A 24,641-nucleotide genomic window follows, 5' to 3' on the forward strand; every position below is an offset into this window, starting at 1 on the left:
ATAGTGAGTGAAAGGCTGGCTATAGCCTGGCGTTATGGCACGTCATGGCGTGTCGATCACGCGCGCGAGCATGTTGAGGAAATCGGTGGCGAGTGCTGTCGGCGGCCGGTTGATCAGGAACATGGCGTGCACGTCGAAGGTCAGTTGCGGCTTGAGCGGCCGGATCGACAGGCCGGGAGCAAGCGACGCCTGGGCCGTGAAGCTGTCGACCACCGTCATGCCGACGCCCTGCCGGACCAGCGCGGCGGCGATGTAGAATGTGCGTGCGGACACGACCTCGTCGAGTTCGAGATCGAGGCGTTGCAATTCCTGGGCGAAGAGATGGCCGATTGGACCGCTGCCCGCCAGGCTGATGAAGCGTCGGCCGCGCAGCGCCTCGAGTTCCAGCCGGGGCGGCGCATCGGGCATGTCCTGTTCGCGGTACAGCACGACAAGCTCGCCTTCGCCAAGCCAGCGGTGGCTGATCGGCGTCGCCGGCGGCACCTCGAACGCGAGCGCGATGTCGGTCTCGCGTTCATAGAGCTTGCGCAGCAGATCGTCGTGATGGACCGTCTGCAGGTCGAAGCGCACATTCTCATGGCTGCGCAGAAAGCGCGAGACGGCGGTGGGTAGCGCGTCCAGCGCGAGCGAGGGTAGCGCGGAAATGCGCAGCATGCCGGTCGCGCCGCGCTTCAGGTTCCTGCCTGCTTCGCGCAGCGCATAGACCCGGTCCTGGATCTCGCTGACTTCGCTGAAGAGTGCATGCGCGTCTTCGGTCGCGACCAGGCCGCCATTGGTGCGCTGGAACAGCTGAAAGCCGAGCAGCGACTCGGCGTGGCGCAGCATCTTGGACACCGACGGCTGCGAGACGTTGAGTGCGCGCGCGGCGGCGCTGACCGAGCCGTTGACGTAAACGGCGTGGAAGATCTCGATATGGCGCAGGTTCATGGGTAACGGGCCTTCGGCATGCCGGCAGCCTAGAATGGTTTGCGGAAGAGGGAAACGCCCTGCTTTCGTGCGCTCTGCCGCAGCATCATCCAGCCCGCTCCCCGGAAGGAGCGAGAGGAGTCGCGATCACCCTATCGATGCGAGCGAAAGAGCCCTTAGCCTTCAGCACCAACAACGCGGAGATGGCCATTGCCGTGCGCCATCTTCTTCAGGCCGGGCAGCGCCGTCATCATGTCGGCGATCATCGCATTGCGGCCTGCCAGCGACAGTGCGCCGCTGGTCGCCCGAAGATCGGGGGCAATAGCGAGATAGCCGGCAAGCGCATGGCGGCGGACCTCATTCTCGGTCTCGGCATCGAGCGTATCGCCCTTGGGCATGACCAATACGACGTTGAGATTGGTCTTGCCGCGCGGTTGCGCGAAATAGCCGTCGATGATCTTGCCGCTGCCGAGCGCATAACGCCCCTTGAACGTGTTGATGCGCTCATCCGAGGGGGCGATCGTTGCGGCCATTGCCGGCGCGGCGATGCCGCCAATGCCGGAGGTCGCAATCGGCGCGGCGGCAATGCCTGCGACAACCTTGCGACGATCGACCGGCTTTGCTGCGAGCTTTTCCACCGACGATACAACCAGATCAGTTTCGTTCGACATGCTTGCCCCCAATGTCATCGCAATAGCTGAACCGCCAGCGTAACGACAGATCGATAGGGTTACAACTATATCTATGGACCCTAGCGAGCCAGCATGACCTCGGCGATGTGGCGGCGACCGCCCGTACGCGCGAGCTGTACGAAGACGTCGACCGTGCTGCGCACATAATGGTGTACATCCTCCCGGCCCAGCTGCGTGCCGGTCTGCAGCACCAGCAGAGTGATCTGCTCGATCGCACGCTCGGTGCTGTCGGCATGCACTGTGGTCATCGAACCGGGATGACCGGTATTGACCGCACGCAGAAAGGTATAGGCCTCATTGCCGCGCAGCTCGCCGACGATGATCCGGTCGGGACGCATGCGCAGCGATGCCGCGAGCAGATCGTCGGCGGTCACCCGTGCCTCGCCGAGCGCGCCGCGCGCCGCGAGTAAGCCGACCGCATTGGTGTGGCGCAGATTGAGCTCGGGCGTATCCTCGATCAGGATCAGCCGTTCCTCGGCCGGTATCTCGCGCAGCAGCGCGTTGAGGAAGGTGGTCTTGCCGGTCGAGGTGCCGCCCGACACCAGGATGTTCTTGCGCGCCCGCACCGCCAGCGACAGCATCGCGGCGATGTCGCGTGCGTCGAGCAGCTCGGCCAGCTTCTCGTCGATCTCGCTGCGTGCCGACAGGTCGCCACGCTTTGTGTCTGCGAACGCGCCGGTCGCGACATAATCGTCAAGCGTGAGGTCGGGCGAGACATGCTTGCGGATCGCCAGTGCCATACCAGATCGGGTCGCCGGCGGGATGACGATCTGCACGCGTGCGCCATCGGGCAGGGAGGCGGAAAGCAAGGGATGCTCGCGGCTGATCCCCTGGTTGGACAGGGCCGCGATCTGGCGTGCCAGTCGTGCCAGCGTCGCTTCGTCCAGACCGGGCGCTTCATGGCGTTCGATCGCCCCGGTAATACTCTCGATCCAGACTTCGCCCGGGCGATTGACATAGATGTCGGTGATGTCGGGACGATTCAGATGGTCGGCGAGCGGTGCGAGATAGCTGTGCAGATAGAGCGGCCGATCACTGGCGGCGGCTGCACTCACCGCCGGCCCTCGACACCCGTGAAGTCCAGGTCGCGCGCAACGAACACGCCGATCGCGGTGCCCTGTTTGACGGTCAGGGTCGGCTGGATCTGTGCGGTGTTGGTCAGCGGCGCGGTACTGTTCTGCAGCGCGCCGGGCAGGGCAACGACGACGGCGGAATTCCGGCCGCCGATAGATCGCGACGCGACATTGACGCCGACATCGAGCGCCGATTGCAGAATCGCGGCACCAAAACGCGCCAGGAAATGGCTGTTGACCTTGCCCTTGATGCCGACCTGGCCAAGCGGATCGGCGGCCGGCGAATTGAGCGCGATCGTCACCCCATCGGGCCGCACCAGCCGGGTCCACATGACCAGTGCGCGATTCTGCCCGGGTTGCAGGTCTGCCTTGTATTCACCGATCAGGCGGCTGCCGCGCTGGATCAGGATCTTGCTGCCGTCAAAGCCACGCACATCGGTCTGCACCAGCGCGCGTGCGAGTCCCGGGCGAGTCGAATTGAGTGCGGTTTCGAGTACCGCCGGGATCAGTGCGCCCTGCGGCACGGTGGTCGCGCGGTTGCGCATATATCCGGCGCGGACACCCGCGCCGGCGATTGCGCTCGCGCTGGCGGCGGCGTCAGCGGGGGGTGCTGCAGGTTCGGCAGTGCCGAGGTCGACGATCAGGACCGGATCCGCTGCGTTGCGCGCAACCGGCGGTGTCGGCGGCATCGGCATTTGCTGCTGCATCGGCGGACCAGGCTGGGGCACATAGACGATGCGCGGTTGTGCCGGCGTAATGCGGGCAGGTGGCGGTGTCGGCGCCACGAGCGGCTGGATCATCACCGGCGCTGGGGCGGGCGGGACATAGAGCGGCGCGGGCTGCATCGCGGCGCCGCCCGACATATCTGATGCACGCGCCTTGGTCGCGGGCGCGGAGAGCGAGCGGCGGCGGCCATCGAGGATCGTGAACAGTAAAATCCCGACGATCACGATGCCGGCGACGATCACCCATAAAGGCAGGCCGGACGATGGCATGGCAACGATTGGCCGCACATCGGCCTCATGACCACCGGCGATGCGAGGATCGCCCCCCGAAGTCCTGCTTGCCATCACTTCTTCGCCTTGATTCGCACGGCGCGGGCGATCTTCTTGTCGAACCGGAAAACCAGTATCTGCTGCACGCTGTCGATGACATATTCGCCGTCGCGCATCGCGCCGTCGAGCAATGTCTCGTTCTTTCTGGAATCGATCGCGAAGACTGCGGGCAAGGCGCGATCCGCGGGCCAGGTGATGAAAGTCTTTTCGCCATCATCATCGATGGTGGCCGGCCAGATATCGCGTGCGCCGCTCAGCTTGTAACGGCCCGGCTCGATCACCGGTTTGACGACCGTTGCGACGGCGGGCGCCGGGTAGGTGAAGCGCACGGTGAAGGCCATGTCGGGCAGCGGCCCATAGAGCGGCGTCAATTCGAAATTATAGCTGCGCGCGTCGGTCACCACCGTCATGTTGGTCGACACGCCATTCTGCTGCGCCTTGATGAACAGATGGTCGCCACGCTTGTTGGGCGTGACCTGCCACGCATTGCTGTCACCAATCGCGACATTTTCGATCCGCTCGCCGGCGCCGAATTCGACAGTCAGCTGATAGCCGCTGGCGACCTGCAGCGAGACGACCTGGGCGGCATCATAGGCGACCGTCTGGATGCGCGGATCTCCCGGCCCGGGCGCGGGGCGGATTTGCGCGTGCGCAGCGACCGGTACGGCGAGCAGGGAGAGGAGCAGGGCCAGCCTCAAGGGACGATCTCGATGCCTTGTGGGCGACCATTGCGCTGAACGGCTTGCGGCACGGGCATTGGGGTATAGCCTTGCGCCGCATTCGCCGCCGGTACCATGTCTTGTGGATCGTCACCGGCAACCGGTATCGTCGGATCGGGCACGGGCAACGACTCCGCATCGCGGCGATAACGCAGCACCTGGAAACCGAGCGGATTCACGAAGCGATCCTCGCGCTGCATCGGTTCGCCGGAGAAGCGGTAGCGGATGACCGAGACCCATGCCTGAGGTGGCGATGGCTGGCGGCCGGCGTCGCGGCGTTGCGTTTCGAACCGGACCAGCGCCGAATTGCCGCCCAGCGGCGAGATGCTCTTCACCCGGGTCGAGATGACCGTCGAACGCGGCAGGCGCGCCAGCGGGCTGTCTGGATTGGCGACTTGCACGCTCGAGACATATTCCGACCGTGCCGGATCGGCGGACCAGAGCGATGCCTTGCGGTAATTGGACTGCAGTGCGTCGATGTCGAAGCTTTCGCGGGCGATGACATATTGCACCAGGAAGGACTGAGTCAGCGCCTTGTCCGGCGCAATCGTCGCTGCATCGAGCGGCTTCAACGTCTCGACAAAACCGGTGCTGCGATCGACCAGCAGGGTATAGGGAACGACCGTCTTGAGCGGCATCAGCACGATCAATGCGACCCCCTCGACCAGCGCGACCGCGGCGGCGACGGAGGCGACGATCCAGGCCACCTTGCGCGAGGCGCGCAAGGCTTCCTGCTGGTCGTTGGCCCAGCTTTCCGCGGCCTTGTAATAGCCTTCGCGCGGTATCTTGGTGGTCTTGTTCATTTGTTCCCGTCCCGCCGCGCGGCCCCCGCCGATACGCGTCCCTTGGTGCGGCGGCGATAGCTTTGACCGAGCGGGGTCGCCCCCGCCACCGGAATGTCGCGCGACACCGTCTGGCTGCTCATTCGTGCCCCGATCTGCGTCACCGGCGGCGGCGATCCGGCACTCTCGCGCCGCTGGCTCGCGGCGACCGCGTCGGCGATCGCGATCGCGCGCGAACGGGGCTCGTCGGCGGGAGTCGACCGGCCGGCCGGCGCCACCGACGCACGGCCGCCATCCAGCCCGCCCATCGCATCGGCCAGTCGGGCGGGCGTCAGGCGCCAGCTATTGGGAATACGGAATCCGTGCGCCACACGCGCCACCGCGATCAGCGCGGCCAGCAATGTCAGCCCGAACACCAATGTCATCACCAGTAACTCGACCGGCGCGGCGGGGGTCGAGATATCGAAATTGCGCTGCGCCAGGACATTGGCCAGCCATGGCTCGATCAGCGCCAACTCGATACCCAGGATGATCGCCGTTGATAGCGCCCCGAGCGTCGCGCCGGCGAGCGTACGCACCCAGCCCTCGAACAGGCCGCGCGTTGCGTCGAACAGCAGGAACAAGGCGAACAACGGCCCCAAAGCGAGCAACAGGCCGGCAACCAGGCGCACTGAGGCGAAGGCGGCGATCGCGCCGGTCAGATAGAGCGTGCGCGCCTGGTTCAGCCGGTCATTGTCCTTGGCCGGGTCCCAGCGCGGGCGCTGCAGGCTACGCTGCAGGCGTTGCTGCTCCTGCTGCTGCTGCTGCGGGGTCAGTGTCTGGGTCGGGCCGGCAATGACGTCCGCGTCGTCCGGCTTGCCCGTGCCCATTGCGATTAGCGCGGCGATGTTATTGTCGACGCCCTGCAGCCGGCTGACCAGCCCGCCGTCGGATCCGGGCAGGCCGGCGGGCTGGCCGATATTGGCGGCCAGCTGCGCCGGGCCGTGCATCGCGACGTCATAAGCCAAGATACGAAAAGCCGGCCAGCTGGTCGCCAGGACCAGCACGATGCCGATCTTGACCACTGCGGTCACCCCGTCGCGCGCATCGGGCGTCTGTCCCAGGATCATGCGATAGCCGAACATCGCGATGAAGATCGTCAGCACGCCGGTGAGCAACAGTGAAACACCCGAACCGGGTGTCGCCAGCGCCTGATAGCCGCTCTGGCCAACCGCCTGCGCCTGGCAGTCAACATAGTTGAGCACGCCCGAAAGGAATGCGCCGCCGGAATAGATTGACGGGCAGGTCATCAGGCGCGCTCGAGCAATTTCGGGATCCAGTCGACCGGATCATCGCCGCTCGCTTCGCGAATCTCATCGAGCAGCCGGACAGTCCGCTCGCGGCCCGACAAAATGGTCAGCAAGTCGCGCTCGCCGGTCAGGTTGAGCCGTGCGACGACGCTGTCGGTACCATGCTTGACCAGGAAGCAATGCGCATCGTCGGGCAGCGAGCGGACCAGCTCATATTCGTGCGGCGTCAGGCCGAAGCCCTCGATATAATCCGCCGCCCGCGCCTTCGGGTTGGTCATGAAGATTTGCGTGGCGGCCTGCTCGATGATCGCGCTGGCGATTTTGCTCTCCAGCGCGTCCTGCGCGCTTTGCGTGGCAAAACCGACAATGCCGTTGCGCTTGCGGATGGTCTTTTCCCAATCCTTGATGCGGCGCACGAAGACCTCGTCGTCGAGCGCCTTCCACCCTTCGTCGACGACGATGATCGCCGCTGTGCCGTCGAGCCGCTCCTCGACGCGGTGGAACAGATACATCATCGCCGGGGTGCGTACCGTCGGATCGTCGAGGATCGCGGTCATATCGAAACCGACCGCTTCCGCCGACAAATCGGTCAGGTCGCGCTCATTGTCGAACAGCCAGGCGCGTTCGCCGTCACCCCACCAGGGCCGTAGCCGCGCCCATAGATCCGCGGCATGCGGGCGATGCCCGCCGCGGAACAGTTCGGCGAGATGGCGCAGCCGGCGATGTTCGATCGGCTGCGCGAAATTGGCGTCGATCGCATCCTTGATCTTGGCGACATCGTCGATGTCCGCGCCGCCGACCAGCATCGCCACCCAGTCGATCAGGAATTGCCGGTTGCCCGGATTGTCGTCGATCTGCAGCGGATTGAGTCCCGACGCGGTGCCGGGGCGCAGCAGGTCATAACGCCCGCCGATCGCGCGGATGAACAGCTCCGCGCCGCGATCCTTGTCGAAAAAGATGATCCGCGGGCGGAATTTCCGCGCCTGGGCGAGCAGGAAGTTGAGCACTACGGTCTTGCCCGAGCCCGATGGCCCGATGACGGTAAAATTGCCCAGATCGCCCTGGTGGAAATTGAAGTGATAGGGGCCGGCGGCAGTGGTTTCGAGCAATGTCACCGCATCGCCCCAGTGATTGCCCTGTGCGCGGCCGAGCGGGAAATTGTGGCTGCTCGCCAGCCCGGCGAAATTGCCGGTCGAGACCATGCCACGCCGCGCGATATATTTGAAGTTACCGGGAAATTGCGCCCAGAAAGCGGGCTCGAGCGCAATCTCTTCGCGCACTGCGATGATGCCGAGATCGGCCAGCGAGGCCTGTACCTCGGCAACGCCATTATCCACCTCGGCCGGTGTGCTGCCGCGCACTGCGACTGTCATATGATGTTCGCCATAGCCGGCGCGGCCGGCGGCGACCTCGTCCTTCGCGCTGGACAGTTCAGCGCGCAGGCTGACCGCTTCGTCCTCGGCTGATTTCATCCGCCGTATCGCCAGGTTCATCTTGCCGAGCGCCGCCTGGCGATCGACGAAGCCGAAGGACTGCGACACGGTCAGCTCGAACGGCAGGCGCAGTAATTCGTCGAGCATGCCGGGCGCGGTCTGGCCGGGGTAATCCTTGATCGACACCATGCCGACAAAGCTGCGCGGCGTGGCGCCGGCCGGAGCCAGCTCGATCGTGTCCTGCCCGAAGCTGATGCGGCGATAGGGCAGATAATCGCCGGCATCCTGCATCGGCAGCAGCACTGGCCGCGTCTCGCCATTGTAGAGCGAGGAGAGGAATTCGAGCGGTTCGGAGCAGGGGCCTTGCGCGGTATCATAGACGCCGAGCAAGCGCGGGGCATAGCTGCCGAGTTGCGCGAGCAGAGCGTCGCGTGCGGCATCCAGCTGGCGCACTTCATGGATCGATTCATCGTCGGCCGAAGTGACTGTCCGTCCGAGCAGCCCACGCAACCGGTCGGCGATCCCGACCCGGCCCTGCAGCGGCCGCCGGATCAGCGTCAGGAACAATTCGTTGACATAGAGTTGCTTGGCCGACAGCCGGGCGCGCCATGCGGCGTCGAGCTGCTCGGAAAAAGGGTCCGGAAACTCCGCGCTCAGGTCGGTTTCGACGCGCCGCCGCACGACATGATGGTTGAGCGCGAAGCGCGACGACCCGATCGCCTGCAGCATCGCATCGCGCAGCGTCTTGCGATAATTGATCTCTTCGGTGTCGGCGGTCTCGAACAACAGGCCACGCAGATGGATCACCTGCATCAGCATCCCGTCGCGCGTCGCGATCGTGTGATCGTCGACATGCCGCGCATAGGGGAGGTGATGGCCGGCCGGTTTCTCTCGCGCTGCCGCCTTCGGATTCTGGCTCAGGGGCGGTAGGAGTTGCATCGCCAGATCGCATGGTTGCGGACGCGCGGGCAGCGCGACACGCGGGTCAGCCAGAGGTCGAAGATGCGTGGTTCGCGCAGGCACAACAACACACCCGCGACATGCACGACGAGCGCCACCGCAAGCACCCAGATCGAATGGAAGATCAGGAACAATTCGGTCGCGACGACCGCGTTGACCACGAAATAGCTATAGGTGACGCCCGCGAACATCTGCGGTCGGGTGAGGGCGACGAACACCGTATCGCGTTCCAGCCCGTTCACCGCTCAGTTTCCGAGGCTGGCGGTGGATTGAATGCCCGCGACGATGCTTGCCGCGCCGAACAGGATGAAACAGCCGAGAATCACCGTCGCACCGTAGCGCCAGTTGATCCGCCCGGTCAGCATCATGAAACCGACCACGGCGACCGCGATTACCGCAACGACGGTTGCGACGGTGCCGAGCAGCGTCCCCTGCATCCACTGCACCGCCGAGACCAGCACGCCGGAGCCGGCCGGATCGGTGAGCGAATCCTGCGCTATGGCGGCGCTCGATTGAACCGCAGCGGCGATGCCCGCCAGCCAGATTGACGCCGTTGTACGTTGAAACTTCACGCGATTACCCCACCCGGTCATTCGTCACCAGAATCGATCCGGACATTGCGCGTTTGCCTGCCGCTTGCCAATCCCCGTTGGGCATTTGCGTAGCCGTGCCGCCGGCCCGGTACAAGCAGGCGCTCAGGCGGCGGCGCGCAGCATCCGTTCGAGCCAGTCGTTCATCTTGCAGTCGATAACGAGATGGACCCGGTCCTCGGTGCCGCGATTGGCGACACGGTGCCGATCGGACAGCCGCAGATACCAGGTGCTGCCCGGAAGCATCGCGACATGCATGTCGTTAAGCATGAATTCGACGCCGGGGTTGGTGGTGATCGGGATATGGATCCGTGCCTTGCCCCAGTCGGCGGCAAGGTCATGATCGGCATGTTCCTTGATCACCGATCCGGGGGTCAGCCGCATCAGCCGTGCCGCTTCCATCGGGCAATCGAACGCCGCCAATACCTCTGTCAGATAGGGAGACGCGGCGAGATTGGGTCCGTCGACGAATTCCGTCGCGGTCGGATCGGCATAGATCATCTTGATCGGATGTGTCGCGCCCTTGGCGAAGCGCAGCGGCAATACGCTCCAGTCGCCCTCGTAATTTTGCGGCACATAGTGCTGGGTCCAGGCGTCGCGTTCGAGCCGCTCGAGATCTTCGCGCAGCCGCACTGGGTCGAACGACAGCGGCAAGCGCAGTCGGTCGGCATAGGTTGGTGCGGATTGTTGCGGCACAATGAGCATGATAGGCGAGCACCCCTGACCGGGGTCGACGCCCCGATATCCGGTCAGACTATCGGCCGTGGGGGCGGTTGGAAAGACGGCGTTCACGATCCATGACAGCCAGTACCGATATTCGCGACGTTGCGGCGCTGCTCGACCGTTTTCGTGATCACGCAATGAACGACGCCGCGCTGTTGCAGCGTTTGGCCTCGATTTACGACGACAGTGTCTTTGCCACTGCCGTTGCCGAGGTCGCTGCGGCACAGGGCATTGCGCTTTCGGCTGTGGACGTCCGCAATATGATGAAGCCCGACCCGGCCGGCATGAGCCGGTTCGACGAAACGCCGCCGCGCGGACTCGCCTGGCCCGACACGCAATGGCTCCCCTCGGCGATGGTTGCGGCCGGCCCGGAAATGGTGGTGGACTGGGTGCATTTTGCCGGCCGGCGCCTCACCGACCCGTTCTTCATGGACTCGCTGATCCGCGCTCGGCCCCTGCCGATCAACCGGCTGATGCGCTATCGCACGCCGCTGTCCAATTTCGCACAAGGAGCGCCGGCCAAGGGCTTGCCGACGCCCGATGGGTTCGTCTTTCATCTGTCGCGTTGTGGTTCGACTCTGGTGGCGCAAATGCTGGCGGCGATGGACGACACCATCGTCGCGTCAGAGCCGTCACCGCTGGACGATGTGATCCAGTGGGCCCGTATCCGCGCCGATGTGCCGATCGAGATTCGCCTGGACGTCTTGCGTGCGATGGTCGGGGCGCTCGGGCGCGACCGCACCGGCGGAACGCGGCATTATGTCGTCAAGCTCGATTGCTGGCACACGCTGGAATTGCCGCTGTTGCGGCTCGCCTTTCCCGACACGCCATGGGTCTTCCTCTACCGCGACCCGGTGGAGATCCTGGTGTCGCACATGCGCATGAGAGGGATTCAGACCGTCGCCGGGGCATCCATCAACACATTCGGGATCGTCGATGGCCAGAATATGCCGGTGGAGGAATATACCGCGCGCGTGCTGCGCAGCATTGCGGAAGCGGCGATCGAGCATCAGCCGCTCGGTGGTGGGTTGCTGATCAACTATGATGCGCTGCCGGATGCGGTCGAAGCGCAAATCCTGTCCCATTTCGGGATCGATCCCGATGACGATGCTCGCGCGGCCTTGCGCAGGGCCGGCGCGAAAGATGCCAAGGCGCCGATGCACGCATTCAGCCGCGATACCGAGCGCAAGCAGCAAACGGCGACGCCGGCAGTTCGCGCTGCTGCTGTCGAGCATCTGGCCGATTCCTATCGCCGACTTGAAGATCTGCGCCTCGCGCAAGGCGCGACCTCAGGCTCTCGATGAGCGCGATCTTTGGTGTCATCCGAACCGATGGCGCGCCGGTGTCGGAACGCGAGATCGGGCGCATGGCCAATACACTGGCGCATCGCGGTCCCGATGGCCGTCATATCGCGGTCCATGACGGCGTCGGCATGGGACATTGCCTGCTGCGCGTGAATCGCGAAGATTGGTATGAGGCGCAGCCGATCCGCGACGGCGGTGTGACTCTGGTTGCCGATATGCGGCTCGACAATCGCGAAGTACTGGCGGACGAACTCGGTATCGCCGATGCGAGGTTATGCGATATGCCTGACAGCGCGATTCTGCTTGCTGCATACCGGCGCTGGGGGGATGCGTGCGCTGAGCATCTGCTCGGGGATTTCACCTTCGCGATCTGGGATTCGGGGACACGCCGCCTGTTGCTCGGCCGCGATCATATGGGGCAACGCGGCGTCTATTATTATCATGGCGAGGGTCTTTTCGTATTCGCCACCGAAGTGAAAGCCCTGTGGGCGGTGGAAGGCGTACCCCGCCGGTTGTCGGAAAAGATGATCGGACGACGTTTGCTGTTCCCGGTGGATCATGAGCCCGGTGCGACATTGTACGCGGGGGTCGCGATGTTGCCTGGGGGCATGACATTGTCGTTGAACAGCGATGGATCGGTACTAACGCGCCGCTATTGGGAACCGCATCCGGGAGTAGAACACCTTGGCCGCGACGATGCCTATTATCTCGAAACCTATCGCGCGATCCTGACCGAGGCAGTGGCCTGCCGCGTCAGAAGATTGGCACGGCAGCCGGCCTTGTTGTTCAGCGGCGGATTCGACAGCGGTGGGATCGCCGCGCTTGCCGGGCCGATCGTTGCGGCACAAGGGCGTCGGATCGTTGCCGTTTGCTCGGCGCTTGAAGCAGGCGAACGTCGGGCCGTCCGCGATGCGCGCGCCGCCGTCGAGGCATTCCGGCCTTATCCTTATCTCGAAATAAGTTACTATGTGCGGGGCAACGACACCATTTTCAGTGATTTGGAAGGGTCGTTTTCTGCAACCGACGATAGTGCAGGAACAGCATATGTGCGGCGCGGCTTGTATCGTCTCGCGGCGGAATCGGGCGCGAGGCTGGTGCTGGACGGCATGGGCGGTGACTACACGGTCAATGTTCGCGCGGGTGCAATGCTTGGCCGAATGCTGCTTCGCTGCAGGTTAGGGGCATTCGTCAGCGAGGCGCGCGCGAGACGACGCGCAACCGGCCGTTCATGGCCGCGGATATGGCGCGAGGATGTGATGCCGGCGCTGATGCCACTCAAATTATCGGCGGCAATTCAGTCGCTGCGGCGTAGGGGGCAGCCGTTCTGGCGCATGCGGCCGATAAATGCGGAATTTGCCGGGTCGTTGTTTGCCCAGGGAGTAATCGATCCGTCGCGCTTGCGCATGGCGCGATCGGTCCATGACCGCTGGCATCAGCGATGGCTCAGTCTCCTACGCAAGGCTGCAGCAATGGTGCCGGTACAATCTACGCTTGCTGCCATCGAAGGGCTGGATTTCAGTCGGCCTTATCACGATCGCCGCATCGTGGAATTCGGTCTGGCGATTCCGGAAAGGCTACAGTTTCGCGAGGGGCTGGAACGCTACCTCGCGCGCCATGCACTGGCCGACATTCTGCCGCATCGGCTGTTGATCAGCGGCCCGGGCAATGACGCGGAAGATCCCGACTCATTCCGTATGGCGTGCGAATGCGCACCGTCCGCCCTGGCGGAGGCGCGCACTCTGGATCACGCGGGGCGTGTGTCACGCTATGTCGATTTCGAAAAACTGGCTGCCATGATCGTCGATCCGAAAGAAGAGCGAATGGCCGATCATCGGGCATTACAGATCGCAATGCGTACGGTCGCGCTAGCGCGGTTCATCGCCTGGTTCGATAAGGCTAATCGATGATCGAGGTTTGATCATAAAGGCAGGCGAATCCCCACAGGCGGAAGCCGGTTTACGCCGAGGATCAAGAGCCGTAGACATACCCGTGCGAGGAGGTGCCATCCGTGCCATGGTTGACGGCGTTTGCGCTGGTCAGCCGCGCCTCGGATGCCAGGATAACCGCAGGGCTGGACCATGGCTTACGTACATCGCCTATGGAAGTCGTTTCGCCATAAGTTGTTATCTCGACAGATGATATCGTCGGGAAATTGGTCGTTTTCATAATTCCCACAAGCCCCCAAAGGTACGAACGCCCCTTTATCTAGGGGAGTTGAATGACAGAATAGGAGGCGTCGTGCAATAGAAGCGACGCAGCACTGAATGGGGAATGGTGCTATCCTTTGGCACGACGATTTTTTGGGCGTTGATCGCTTCGGTGAGCCTTTTCATGGAGTTAGACCCTGTTGTGCCATAGCATGCCTTGGCATGCCAAAAATTGCTGTTGTGTCCTGTCGCAAAACGATCCATCCACACATTTCAACACTTGGGGGCGGGTGGCTGACAGATGGCTTCTTTCCCCGATCGAAGCTTGAGAGGCTGTCATGAGCACCCCCTATGTCGGTGAAATTAAGCTGTGCGCTTTCGGCTTCGCGCCAAGGAGCTGGGCATTGTGCAATGGCCAGCTCCTGTCGATTGCCCAGAATCAGGCTTTATTCTCACTGCTCGGCACGACCTATGGCGGTAATGGCACCACGACATTCGCGCTTCCTGACTTGCGGGGGCGAACGCCGAACAGCTTCGGCAATGGCTTTACCCAGGGCGAGCGGTTGGGCGAGGAAAATCATACGCTGCTCATCACCGAGATACCGGAGCACGACCATCAGTTGAACGGCACCTCGGCTGTCGGCGACAAGCGTCCCGCGAACGGCAGCACGCTGGCCGCCGATTCGCGCAACGATGTGCAGTTCTACTCGCCGGTCACCAACCCGATCCCCTTGGCGCCCGCATCGGTCGGCATTCGCGGCGGGAGCCAGGGGCATAACAATATGCAGCCCTATCTGGTCATCAACTTCGTCATCGCGCTGTCGGGTATCTTCCCCTCGCGCAACTGATTCAGCGTTCGGCCAATCGGCACGGAGAATTGTATGTCGCAACCTTTTATCGGCGAAATTCGGATGTTCGGGGGCAATTTCCAGCCCTTGGGTTGGGCGTTCTGCGATGGCCGCCTGCTCGCCATCTCCGAGAATGATGTGCTGTTTCAGCTGATCGGCACCACATATGGCGGCGACGGCCAGAGCACCTTCGCTCTGCCTGATTTGCGTGGCCGATTGCCGGTGCACATGGGAACGGGGCCGGGTCTGACGACTCGCGTCATCGGCGAAAAGTCGGGCAGCGAAGAGGTCACGCTGAACGTCGGCCAACTGCCGGCGCATAGCCATACGCTGGTCGCGTCGACTGCCGCTGCGACACTGCCTTCGCCCGCCGGTGCATTGCCCGGGGCGGTCAATCCAACCGCAACCCAATATTCCTTCTATGTCACGCCCGGGACGAGCACGATGAATCAGACGCCAATGGCCGCGACGAGCATCTCGCCGATCGGTGGCAGCCAGGCACATGAGAACCGGATGCCGGCGTTGAACATATCGTTCATCATTTCGCTGTTCGGCGTCTTCCCCTCGCAGTAATCAGGAGCCTCGGACGATGTCTTCTCCATTTGTAGCCGAGATTCGGATCTTCGGTTTCAACTTCCCGCCAAGAGGCTGGGCGTTCTGCGCGGGTCAGATTCTGCCGATTTCGCAGAACACCGCGTTGTTCTCGCTGCTCGGCACGACCTATGGCGGCAATGGCACCACGACCTTTGCGCTGCCCAATCTTCAGGGCCGCGCACCCATGGCCCCCGGGCAGGGGCCGGGCCTGAGCGACTATGTTCTTGGCGAAGAGAGCGGCGTGCGCGATGTCACGTTGTTGATCAGCGAGATTCCCGCACATGACCATGTGCTCAACGCTGCGACGCTCACCCCGGCCAACCCGGCCCAGAACGTGCCGACCCCGAACAGCGGCGCTCAACTGGGTATCTCGAACCCGGGCAACGCCTATTCGTCGGTGGCGACGCCGGCGGTGGCGCTGGCCAATGAGGCGCTTCTGCCACAGGGGGGTGGGCAGCCGCATAACAATCTGCAGCCCTTTCTCACGGTGAACTTCTGCATCGCGCTGCAGGGCATCTTCCCCGCGCGTAACTAGGCGCGGTGACGGATCGATGATGGCGGACGCCGGGTTTCCGTTTGAACTCCCGGCAACGCTGGTTGTTCAGGGTTTTTCGTTGCGCCCTGAAACCGACGCGGACGTACCGTTCGCGATGCGCCTCTATGCCTCGACTCGCGAGGGCGAACTGGCGCAGGTTGACTGGAGCCCGGAACAGAAATCCCTGTTCCTGGCGCAGCAATTCACCGCGCAGCGCCATCACTACAAGACCCAGATGGACTGTCGTTTCGCGCTGATCGAGCAGCATGGTGTGCCGGTCGGCCGGCTCTATCTGGAGCCGCGCCAGACTCAGATATCGATGGTCGATATCGCGCTGATTCCCGAAGCGCGGGGCAGGGGCGTGGGGCGAGCGATTATCGAGGCGCTGATCGCTACGGCGGCAACCTCAGGTCGAGGGGTCGGCATTTTCGTCGAACGCTTCAATCCCGCGTTGAGGCTCTATCGCCGCCTCGGTTTTACCGAGATCAGCGAGACGGAAGTCTATCTCGAAATGGAGCGGAAGTATCAATCGGCCGATGATCAGCCAAAGCAGGCCTCATAGCTGACGCCTGACTTATCCTGCGCGACCGGCACCAGGAATAGCGCCATATCGCCCATCTCGGCATGGCTGAGCGAATAGATGGCTTGTGGCCGGATGGTCGCTTCGCTCGATTTGAACAACACCGAAAACTGGGCGCGCCGTTCGGCTCCGGAAGAGGCGCTCAACGCGGTGACTTCGGTCAATGCCAAGTCGGCGACTTGCCCCGCTTCGTCGGTCAGGACAAATATCGTTCCGATATGGCGCTCGAAATTTTCACATACGAGCATGTCGTCAGCCATGGTCATCCACTCCCCCCTTGCCACCCGATTCCGCTGGACAAGCCGTGAGCGATTGATCGCGCAGAATCAAGGTATCCGCATGGCCTATTTCGCCTTGTCGGGCACTGCGGCGAGGTCCTGGAACGATCGGTTGCCGATCGGATAGTCTCGCCAGCCGACCCGATCGAAATGCCACCATTCCTGGGAATAGACGGTGAAACCGTCGCGCTCCATCGCGGTCCGTAGCACTTCGCGGAGCCATCTCTGCTCATCGCTTCCGCCGACATAGTTGGAATAGGACCGGCTGGAGAATTCGTCATAGCGCCCGGTCGTCACGATCGGCGCGCCGGTGCGAAGGTCGACCATGGTCAAATCAACGGCCGCGCCGCGATTGTGGCGCGATCCCTGGCTTGGGTCGGCGACGAAGACCCGGTTGGCTGGTGGCGTGGCATCCCAGAACATCTTGGTGACGTACCAGGGGCGATACGCGTCATGGATCAGCAGGCCGAAGCCTTGCGACGTTAGAGACTTGTGGATTCGTCCGATCGCTTCCGCGGCGGGACGCTGCATGAACGCGCCAGCGCGTTCATAGATTTTCTGACCCATGAAATTATTGGTGGCGGCGTAGCGGATATCGAGACGGAGCCCGGGCTCGACCTGGGTCAGCGCAATCAGGTCAGATGCTTTGGCGGAACTGGTTTCGACCGGCGGCCTGGCCGCCCGCGCGCTGCTTCGCAGGGCGTCAATGCCCGTATTCATGACCGAGCGAACCGCAGCCTCTGCTTCCGCGCCAAAGTCACGCCGCGGAAATCGGATCGTGCCCAATAGTGCGGCAGTCACCTTGCCGGAAGCGTCCCGTTCGAAGCGCAGGGATTCCAGCGGATAGAGTCCGACACGTTCCGGAAAGGCATAGCGATCGGCTTCCAGGCGCCGCAGCGGCGCCCAGTCCGTCCACTCGATGCGGGCATAGGGCTTGCCGTCGCGCTGATAGATGCGGAGCACATTATAGTCCCAGCCATATTCACCGATCAGGCTCGCCAACTCGGCGTCTGGCTTCGCGGGCCGCGGCCAATCCGCACGTGCATACCGCAGCCCCGCAAGCTCGACCCAGCTTGCATCCGGCGCGAACGCAAGCGTGTCGCTGAAATATTGCGCGTCATCCAGATAATAGCGATTGCCGGCCTGCCGCACTTCTGCGGCCACTTCGGGGCCGTCGAGCACCAGGCCGCCATCGAAAACGCGAACATTGACGCTGTCGCCGCCATTCACGAAGCGGCCCGATTTCGACGCCGCCGCGGTGTCCGATATGCGCTGGGTTTTCACCCATTGCGGGAGTGGCTTTCCCTCCCGCGCGGCGAGCAGGCTGCGCAGCGCAAAACTGCCGATGCGTTGTGCGGTCGGGCCGGCATCCACCGTGCTGAAAACGATCACCCCGATACCGGCATCGGGCATCAAGCGAACATCGGTCGCATGGCCGTATACCGCCCCGCCATGACCAATGGTCCGCTGGCCGTCGAGCTCGCCAAGCACAAAGCCCAGGCCGAAGCTCCGTGCATCGGGCACGGCCGGATATTGCGCGCGCCACATCTCGGCCAGGCTGCTGCTTTGGAGAAGCGTGCCCTTGCCGCCGGGCAGTGCGCCCGAATTCAGCATCGCTGTAACGAACAGGCCGAGATCACCGACATTCGTGTAGAGATTGCCTGCCGCCGGCGTCCCGAGATCGATCGCCGGGGCCGCCCACCGACCGCCGTCGAACGACGCCATCTGTGCATAGGCAATGGGGGTCTTGAGGTCGGCGTGCACGAAGCTGCTGGCGGTCATGCCGAGTGGCGCGAGCACCAGGTTTCGAACTGCCTCTTCGAAGCGCATGCCGGTAACGCGCGCGACCACTTCGCCTACCACGGCGATACCCGCGTTGGAATATTTGGTCATCGCGCCGGGTTTCGCCACCAGGGTCGTGGTGTTGAGACTGGCGACGGTATCTGCCTGTCCTTTGGGCGTGGCGTCGAAATAATTTCCGCGCGGCGGCTCGCGGACCAGACCGCTACGATGGGTCATCAACTGCCGCAGCGTGATCGCCACCCCAAAGGGGTTGTGCGGCGAAAATTCCGGCAGATACCGCGTGACCGGCGCGTCGAGATCGAGTTTGCCCTGTTCGACCAGCTTCATCACCGTGACATCGGTGAACAATTTGCTGACCGATCCTGCCCGATAAAGTGTTGCGGGGGTGGCTGGCCGGCTGTCGGCGGCATCGACCGTGCCCCAGGCCGCGGACCAGATCACTCCTCTCCTGTCGACCAGCGCAACAGTGATTGAGGGGATTGCCTTGTCCGTGCGTTCGGCGCTCGCGGCCACATCGATATTACGGGCAACCGCCGCGATGACGTCGGCGGAAGAGGGCGCGGCGGAGGGCAGGGCGGGATTGGATTGGGCCGTCGCCGGATTGGCACCGGCTACCATCACGGCAAGCAGGATCGGGAAGCGTCGGATCATGGCCTCAGCCGACCAGAAGGAAATAGTCATAGGCAGCGCGCGAAATGTCGGCGATCACCCGCTCCTGCACCTCGATGCCTTTGGTATCCCCCTTGATATAGACGGCGATCGCGAACTTGCTTCCATCGGGCAGGGTGACCAGGCCGACGTCGTTGGCAATGCTCATCAAGGTACCGGTCTTGTGCGCGACCACGGTGCCGAGGGGGAGCAAACCCTTGAGACGCTTTTCTCCCGTATGGCAGCGTTCCATGATCGCGAGCAGCGCCTTGGTACTGGCGGCGCTGACGGCCTTGCCCGACTGAATCTTCAGCAACAGATCAAGCATCGCTTCCGGTGTCGAGCTGTCGCGGGAATCATCATTGAAGGGTTTGTTCGGTCTCCCGCTCGTGTCCCGCTCGCGCTTGGAGGGATCTGCCGCAAAAGCGGCTTCGATCTGCTCGGCAAAGGTTCCGGGTCCCGGTACGATATCTAGAGCGCGGTAGATGATATGGGCCGTGTCGGCGTCGACTCGTTGACCGGTCACGCCAAGGCCGCGAAGCCATGCGGTCACGGCCGCCGGGCCACCTGCCTGTGCCGTCAATATATCCGTCGCGGTATTGTCGCTGCGGGTCAGCATGAGCTCCAACAGATTGTGGAGTGACAGCGACACGCCGGGATGCGGCGTCTGATCGGCGATTCCGTCAGAGGCCACGATGATGGCCGGGTCCACTGTGATCATCTGGTCAAGGGTGAGTTCGCCCTTGTCGATCCGGGAAAAGATCGTCCCGGCCACGGCAATCTTGAATGTGCTGGCCATCGGAAACGTCGTGCCGGCATTGAGCGTGGTCCGGACATTGCCGTCGACGCGCTGAACGGCGACGCCGACGCTGCCATCGGTCTGCTTTGCCAGGCGGGCGAATTCTTCTGCCAATCGCACCCTGGCGTCCACCGTCTTGGCATTCGGTGCGGCCTTGGCGGGCGCGGCAAGCAAGGGTGAACCCGCCAGAAGCATGAACGCACTGGCTGCGGACAGGAGAGATTGCCGTTTCATGGAGACCCTTTTCATATTTTGCGCGAACCGGGCCGGCGAGATCCGTCCGCCCAATTCAGTGATCCTTTCAAATTTTTCTATTTTGTCAACTGATGTCCTGATTGGGCGATTGGTGCTGCGGTGCATTTGGCTGCCGTGGCAAATGAAATGGATGTTTTTCCGGGTTTTTCCTGCACGCCGACAATGGTACCAAATATGCTAATCGAGAAAATCGCGTGAAAGGATTGCAATGCGGCCTGCCAGTCTTCGTGAATCGCCGAACGGTGATCCACGGGCCCTTGCGGAAGACAATCCGGGCGCGGTCTTGCGAGAAATCCGAAAGGAGCTTGGCCTGACACTTGCCGATGTCAGCCAGCGTACGGGGATGCCTGTCTCCACGCTGTCCAAGGCGGAAACCGGCAAGATGTCGCTCAGCTACGAAAAATTGCTGCGGATCAGCCGCGGGCTCGACATCGATATAACCAGGCTCTTCTCAACCGGGGTGCCGTCTCCCGTTACCCGCAGGACGGCCACAGGCCGTCGCAGCATCACCCTGGCGGGTGAGGGGCCCTCGATCCGCACTGCGACCTATAATTATATCTACCCGTCCGCGGACCTGCTTCACAAGACGCTGAATCCAATGATCATCGACATCAAAGTACGATCGATCGAGGATTTTGGCGAATTGATGCGCCACCCGGGTGAGGAATATGCCCTGGTCCTTGAGGGGCAATGCGAATTTTACTGCGATCTCTATGCACCGTCCCTCCTCAATAAAGGGGACTCGGTCTATTTCGACGGCGCGATGGGACATGGATATGTGGCCGTTGGTGACGGTCCGTGCCGTATTCTTTCGATATGCTCGGCCACGCAGGATGATCTAAAATCAGCCCTGCAGCCGATCAACGATTAGGATCGTCTCTAAAACCGAAATTCGGCGCGGCCGCTTTATCGGTACAAGTCCCACCGCATCGATTGGCTGACTCGGCGTGCGCCAATGGCGCCCGAGAGCGCCGCGGCTCGACCGAAGGCGCCATAAATCTCATCAATTATGGGCATCCTTCTTCGGCCTGACATCTCCAGGCGGGATTGGTGCGTCCAAAAACCCTATTGCAATTATCATATATTGAAAATATGATCCTAATCAGGATAAAGATGATAACAGGGAGGGCTGGCGAATGCAGTCATTGTCATGGGCCTTGCGCCGTCGAATGGCTGCCGGCCTCACGGAAATCCATCGGATCGAGAATGTAAGGCGAGCGTAGTTGCGGCGTCTCGATCCACTCAACTGACGACTTTCGCCGGGCGACCCCGGATCAGCCAGGTAGCGAGTTTGGCTGCCGATCTTCCTTTTTGATGTGCAAGGATGAATGGTGAATATCAATACGCCTTTTACTGCAGACGCCAGCGCGCTGCGCCTGCCTCAACCCTATCTTTTGTTCCTGGGCGACACGACCGAGGCCGGGTTTGCGAAGACCGCTTATGGCTTGCGAGACTGGGCGCCGGACAAATGTACGGGCGAATATGCCTTGCCTGAGGCGACGGTGAGCACGGGGCTGCCTGCACTCACGCCTGCCGAAGCTCATGCCCGGGGCGCGCGGTCGTTGCTGATCGGCGTCGCCAATAGTGGCGGGGTGATCCCCGCAATCTGGGTGTCGGCGCTGATCGAAGCGCTCGAGGCGGGGCTGGACATCGTCAGCGGCATGCATGTCCGCCTGGCGGACGTGCCCGGGCTGGCCGCGATCGCCGGGAAGCTTGGGCGGCAGCTCATTGACGTTCGCCATCCGCCGGCTGGCTTGACCGTGGGGACCGGGCGCAAGCGGACCGGCAAGCGGCTGCTGACCGTCGGCACCGATTGTGCGCTGGGCAAGAAATACACCGCGCTCGCCGTGTCACAGGCTCTTGTCGCGCGTGGGCTCGACGCAGATTTTCGCGCTTCCGGACAGACCGGGATCATGATTGCCGGTGGCGGCATTCCGATGGATGCGGTGGTCTCCGATTTTGAGGCGGGTGCCGCCGAATTGCTCAGCCCGGATGCCGCGCCGGACCATTGGGATGTGGTCGAAGGGCAGGGTTCGCTGTTCCATCCCGCTTATGCTGCCGTCTCGCTCGGTCTGCTCCATGGCAGCCAGCCCGACGTCATCATCGTCTGCCACCAGCCCGGCCGGACGATCATGCTCGGATCCGATTCCTATGCTCTGCCAAGCCTGGAGGAGACGATCGATCTCAACCTGCGGCTTGGCGCCCGGACCAATCCCGCGATCCGCTGCGCGGGACTTTCCTTCAACACCTCGCATCTCGGAGAAGAAGAAGCGATCGCGGTGATGGCTGAGGAAAGCCGCAGGCTTGGCCTTCCCGTTGCTGATCCGATCCGCGGCGGCGACCAGTTCGCGCGGCTGATCGACAGCTGTCTTGCATGAATCCGGTCAGCGCCACGGCCGGTAACGCTGGGCCGTCCTGGTTCCAGCGCTTCCTGTTGCCGGGCTTCGCCTTCAAGGCAGTGGTGATCGGTGGCGGCTATGCCACCGGGCGTGAGCTTGCCGAATTCTTCCTGCCGAGCGGGCCGTGGGGCGGACTTGCCGCGATGCTGCTCGCCACCTTGTTGTGGAGCCTCATCTGTGCGGTGACGTTCGCGTTCGCGCACAAGATGGGCACGTTCGAGTATCGCAGCTTCTTCGAAAAGCTGCTCGGGCCCGGCTGGATCGCGTTCGAGATCGGCTATGTCCTGTTCGTCACGCTCATACTCGCGGTATTCGGCGCGGCGGCGGGCGCGATCGGCAGTGCGATGTTCGGCCTGCCGCCGATCATCGGCACGCTGTTCCTCGCGGCGTCGATCGCGCTGTTCGCGACCTTCGGCAATGCGTCGGTCGAACGGCTGTTCAAATATGTCTCGTTCCTGCTCTACGGTGTCTACGCGCTGTTCATGGTGCTGGCGCTGAGCGATTTCGGGGATCTGATCGCGACCAATTTCAGGATTCCGGCACCAAGCGACGGTTGGGCATTGGGCGGGCTGACCTATGCCAGCTATAATGTCATTGGCGCGGTGGTGATCCTGCCGGTGGTGCGCCACATGACCAGCCGGCGCGACGCCGTGATCTCGGGGATTGTCGCAGGACCGCTGGCGATGGCGCCGGCGATCCTCTTCTTCATCTGCATGATCGCCTTCTATCCGGCGATCATGCACGAGACGCTGCCGTCCGATTTCATGCTCAAGCAGCTCGAGCTGCCGCTGTTTCATCTGCTCTTTCAGGCGATGATCTTTGCCGCGCTGCTGGAAAGCGGAACCGGCTCGGTCCACGCGATCAACGAGCGCATCGACGCCGCGATGCGCGCACGCTGGCACAGACCGCTGAGCAACCGGGCGCGCGGAATCATCGCCGCCGGGATGCTGATCGGATGCATGTTCGTTGCCGATCGCTTCGGCCTGGTCGCGCTGATCTCGAGCGGCTACCGCGCGCTCGCCTATATCTTTCTCGCCATCTATGTCGTGCCGCTGCTCACCATCGGCGTCTTCCGACTGATCCGCCGCCATCCAGCCGAAAAGAAACAGGCGCCCCAAGGCGTCGTCGAGGGGATAATATCATGACACCGATCAGCGATCCGGGACTCCGGCCCGCCAGGAGTTCGCGCGTGAAGCGCTGGCTGAAGCGGATCGGACTGGGCTTGCTTGCGCTGGTGATCCTCGTGATCGTTGTGGGCGCAATCTATGAAGCGCTGAGCCGGTGGAATGCGGCGAGAAACTATCCGCCGCCCGGAAAGCTGGTCGATATCGGCGGGCGGCGTATGCATATCGATTGCCGCGGCAGCGGATCGCCGACGGTCATCTTCGAAGCCGGGCTGGGTACGGGTGGGTCGCTCGACTGGACCCTGGTGCATGACAAGATCGCCAGTTTCACCCGCGCCTGTGCCTATGACCGCGCCGGCATCATGTGGAGCGACGCCAAATCCACGCCGCAGGACGCCGCCGCCGTCGCCCAGGATCTGCATGCGACGCTGAAGGGCGCCGGGATCACCGATCCGCTGGTGCTGGTCGGGCATTCGATCGGTGGCCCGTACACCACGACCTATGTCGGGAAATATGGCGATCAGGTTGCTGGACTGGTGATGGTCGATCCGTCCCATCCCGATCAGATCGTCCGGCTCGGGAAACTGGTGCACACCAATCTCGATCCGAAACAATATCTCGGCATGATGAAGGCCGCCTCGGCCTTCTCCTGGACCGGTATCGTGCGCTTCCTGATGACGGGCGGCAAGGTACCGGCGCCTCGACGGGAAGCGACGGCAAAGGCGTCCGCCTATATCGGTACGTCGATCAAGGGCGCGCTGTCCGAAGTCGATGGTTTCGACCGGACGATGGATCAGGCGCGCCAGGTCCGCAGTTTCGGCAATCGCCCCGTGATCGTGCTGACCGCGATGGCCCCGTTGACCCCGGATCAACTGAAAGGGATGGGCGTGACGCGCCAGGGCGGCGACCGTTTCAAGCAGGAATGGAAAACGCTCCACCAGGAACAGGCGCGCCTGTCGACGCGTGGCCGCGAACAGAGCGTGCCCGACGCGACCCATTACATCCAGATCGACCGCCCCGACGTCGTGATCGCTGCGGTCAAGGATGTGGTCGATACGGTGCGTGCCGATGCGAAGCCAAAATCTGACGATCAGGCCCGGTAAGA

24 protein-coding genes are annotated in these 24,641 nt (G+C 63.0%); 10 read left to right on the forward strand and 14 right to left on the reverse strand.

What is annotated here, in order from left to right; genetic code table 11:
• Positions 1–42: 42 nt before the first annotated feature.
• From H3Z74_RS05310 to H3Z74_RS05360, 11 genes are all read right to left on the reverse strand, one after another.
• On the reverse strand, positions 43–927 hold the full coding sequence (locus H3Z74_RS05310) for a LysR family transcriptional regulator (RefSeq protein WP_187762911.1): 885 nt from the start codon (positions 925–927) through the stop codon (positions 43–45).
• A gap of 155 nt (positions 928–1,082) precedes the next feature.
• Positions 1,083–1,577, reverse strand: a complete 495-nt coding sequence (locus tag H3Z74_RS05315) for a dienelactone hydrolase family protein (RefSeq protein ID WP_187762912.1) — start codon at positions 1,575–1,577, stop codon at positions 1,083–1,085.
• 80 nt (positions 1,578–1,657) lie between these two features.
• Positions 1,658–2,653 carry a P-type DNA transfer ATPase VirB11 gene (gene virB11, locus H3Z74_RS05320; protein ID WP_187762913.1) on the reverse strand — a complete coding sequence of 332 codons (996 nt, stop codon included), beginning with the start codon at positions 2,651–2,653 and terminating at the stop codon, positions 1,658–1,660.
• Positions 2,650–3,741 carry a TrbI/VirB10 family protein gene (locus H3Z74_RS05325; protein WP_229726909.1) on the reverse strand — a complete coding sequence of 364 codons (1,092 nt, stop codon included), beginning with the start codon at positions 3,739–3,741 and terminating at the stop codon, positions 2,650–2,652. The genes virB11 and H3Z74_RS05325 overlap by 4 nt, the downstream gene beginning before the upstream one ends.
• Positions 3,741–4,424 carry a TrbG/VirB9 family P-type conjugative transfer protein gene (locus H3Z74_RS05330; RefSeq protein ID WP_187762914.1) on the reverse strand — a complete coding sequence of 228 codons (684 nt, stop codon included), beginning with the start codon at positions 4,422–4,424 and terminating at the stop codon, positions 3,741–3,743. Before H3Z74_RS05330 ends, H3Z74_RS05325 begins: the two co-directional genes overlap by 1 nt.
• Positions 4,421–5,248 carry a VirB8 family type IV secretion system protein gene (locus tag H3Z74_RS05335; RefSeq protein WP_187762915.1) on the reverse strand — a complete coding sequence of 276 codons (828 nt, stop codon included), beginning with the start codon at positions 5,246–5,248 and terminating at the stop codon, positions 4,421–4,423. The genes H3Z74_RS05330 and H3Z74_RS05335 overlap by 4 nt, the downstream gene beginning before the upstream one ends.
• Positions 5,245–6,516, reverse strand: coding sequence for a type IV secretion system protein (locus tag H3Z74_RS05340; protein ID WP_187762916.1), 1,272 nt, complete (start codon positions 6,514–6,516; stop codon positions 5,245–5,247). Before H3Z74_RS05340 ends, H3Z74_RS05335 begins: the two co-directional genes overlap by 4 nt.
• Positions 6,516–8,888 carry a VirB4 family type IV secretion/conjugal transfer ATPase gene (locus H3Z74_RS05345; RefSeq protein WP_187762917.1) on the reverse strand — a complete coding sequence of 791 codons (2,373 nt, stop codon included), beginning with the start codon at positions 8,886–8,888 and terminating at the stop codon, positions 6,516–6,518. The genes H3Z74_RS05340 and H3Z74_RS05345 overlap by 1 nt, the downstream gene beginning before the upstream one ends.
• Positions 8,867–9,151, reverse strand: coding sequence for a VirB3 family type IV secretion system protein (locus H3Z74_RS05350; protein ID WP_187762918.1), 285 nt, complete (start codon positions 9,149–9,151; stop codon positions 8,867–8,869). The genes H3Z74_RS05345 and H3Z74_RS05350 overlap by 22 nt, the downstream gene beginning before the upstream one ends.
• Before the next feature lie 3 nt (positions 9,152–9,154).
• On the reverse strand, positions 9,155–9,454 hold the full coding sequence (locus H3Z74_RS05355) for a TrbC/VirB2 family protein (protein ID WP_412034839.1): 300 nt from the start codon (positions 9,452–9,454) through the stop codon (positions 9,155–9,157).
• A 150-nt stretch (positions 9,455–9,604) separates the two neighbouring features.
• A complete protein-coding gene (locus tag H3Z74_RS05360; protein WP_187762920.1) occupies positions 9,605–10,204 on the reverse strand; it encodes an aspartyl/asparaginyl beta-hydroxylase domain-containing protein in 600 nt (199 codons plus the stop codon).
• A gap of 92 nt (positions 10,205–10,296) precedes the next feature.
• On the opposite strand from H3Z74_RS05360, the gene H3Z74_RS05365 reads away from it, so the two are divergent.
• The 6 genes from H3Z74_RS05365 (at position 10,297) to H3Z74_RS05390 (ending at position 16,212) form a co-directional block, all read left to right on the forward strand.
• On the forward strand, positions 10,297–11,526 hold the full coding sequence (locus tag H3Z74_RS05365) for a sulfotransferase (protein ID WP_187762921.1): 1,230 nt from the start codon (positions 10,297–10,299) through the stop codon (positions 11,524–11,526).
• Positions 11,523–13,433 (forward strand): asparagine synthase-related protein, encoded by a 1,911-nt coding sequence (locus H3Z74_RS05370; RefSeq protein WP_187762922.1) that lies wholly within the window; start codon positions 11,523–11,525, stop codon positions 13,431–13,433. Before H3Z74_RS05365 ends, H3Z74_RS05370 begins: the two co-directional genes overlap by 4 nt.
• Before the next feature lie 578 nt (positions 13,434–14,011).
• Positions 14,012–14,521 (forward strand): phage tail protein, encoded by a 510-nt coding sequence (locus H3Z74_RS05375; RefSeq protein ID WP_187762923.1) that lies wholly within the window; start codon positions 14,012–14,014, stop codon positions 14,519–14,521.
• A 33-nt stretch (positions 14,522–14,554) separates the two neighbouring features.
• Positions 14,555–15,094, forward strand: a complete 540-nt coding sequence (locus H3Z74_RS05380; protein WP_187762924.1) for a phage tail protein — start codon at positions 14,555–14,557, stop codon at positions 15,092–15,094.
• Between the two features lie 16 nt (positions 15,095–15,110).
• The gene (locus tag H3Z74_RS05385) at positions 15,111–15,650 is read left to right on the forward strand and encodes a phage tail protein (RefSeq protein ID WP_187762925.1); all 540 of its coding nucleotides are present in this window, start codon (positions 15,111–15,113) and stop codon (positions 15,648–15,650) included.
• A gap of 19 nt (positions 15,651–15,669) precedes the next feature.
• On the forward strand, positions 15,670–16,212 hold the full coding sequence (locus H3Z74_RS05390) for a GNAT family N-acetyltransferase (protein WP_187762926.1): 543 nt from the start codon (positions 15,670–15,672) through the stop codon (positions 16,210–16,212).
• Here the strand turns inward: H3Z74_RS05390 and H3Z74_RS05395 are convergent.
• The 3 genes from H3Z74_RS05395 to bla form a co-directional block, all read right to left on the reverse strand.
• On the reverse strand, positions 16,191–16,496 hold the full coding sequence (locus tag H3Z74_RS05395) for a DUF6916 family protein (protein WP_187762927.1): 306 nt from the start codon (positions 16,494–16,496) through the stop codon (positions 16,191–16,193). The genes H3Z74_RS05390 and H3Z74_RS05395 overlap by 22 nt on opposite strands.
• Positions 16,497–16,574: 78 nt before the next feature.
• Entirely contained in the window at positions 16,575–18,962 is a 2,388-nt protein-coding gene (locus tag H3Z74_RS05400) for a serine hydrolase (RefSeq protein ID WP_187762928.1), read from the reverse strand.
• 4 nt (positions 18,963–18,966) lie between these two features.
• Positions 18,967–20,118, reverse strand: coding sequence for a class A beta-lactamase (gene bla / locus H3Z74_RS05405; RefSeq protein ID WP_187762929.1), 1,152 nt, complete (start codon positions 20,116–20,118; stop codon positions 18,967–18,969).
• A gap of 103 nt (positions 20,119–20,221) precedes the next feature.
• Here bla and H3Z74_RS05410 point away from each other — a divergent pair, with 103 nt between their 5' ends.
• The 4 genes from H3Z74_RS05410 (at position 20,222) to H3Z74_RS05425 (ending at position 24,639) form a co-directional block, all read left to right on the forward strand.
• Positions 20,222–20,884 (forward strand): helix-turn-helix domain-containing protein, encoded by a 663-nt coding sequence (locus H3Z74_RS05410; RefSeq protein WP_187762930.1) that lies wholly within the window; start codon positions 20,222–20,224, stop codon positions 20,882–20,884.
• Positions 20,885–21,341: 457 nt separating this feature from the next.
• On the forward strand, positions 21,342–22,391 hold the full coding sequence (locus H3Z74_RS05415; protein WP_187762931.1) for a DUF1611 domain-containing protein: 1,050 nt from the start codon (positions 21,342–21,344) through the stop codon (positions 22,389–22,391).
• On the forward strand, positions 22,388–23,557 hold the full coding sequence (locus H3Z74_RS05420) for a YkvI family membrane protein (protein WP_187762932.1): 1,170 nt from the start codon (positions 22,388–22,390) through the stop codon (positions 23,555–23,557). Before H3Z74_RS05415 ends, H3Z74_RS05420 begins: the two co-directional genes overlap by 4 nt.
• A complete protein-coding gene (locus H3Z74_RS05425; RefSeq protein ID WP_229726910.1) occupies positions 23,554–24,639 on the forward strand; it encodes an alpha/beta fold hydrolase in 1,086 nt (361 codons plus the stop codon). Before H3Z74_RS05420 ends, H3Z74_RS05425 begins: the two co-directional genes overlap by 4 nt.
• Positions 24,640–24,641 lie beyond the last annotated feature (2 nt).

The organism is Sphingomonas alpina, assembly GCF_014490665.1.
In the GTDB taxonomy this organism is placed as follows: Bacteria; Pseudomonadota; Alphaproteobacteria; order Sphingomonadales; family Sphingomonadaceae; genus Sphingomonas; species Sphingomonas alpina.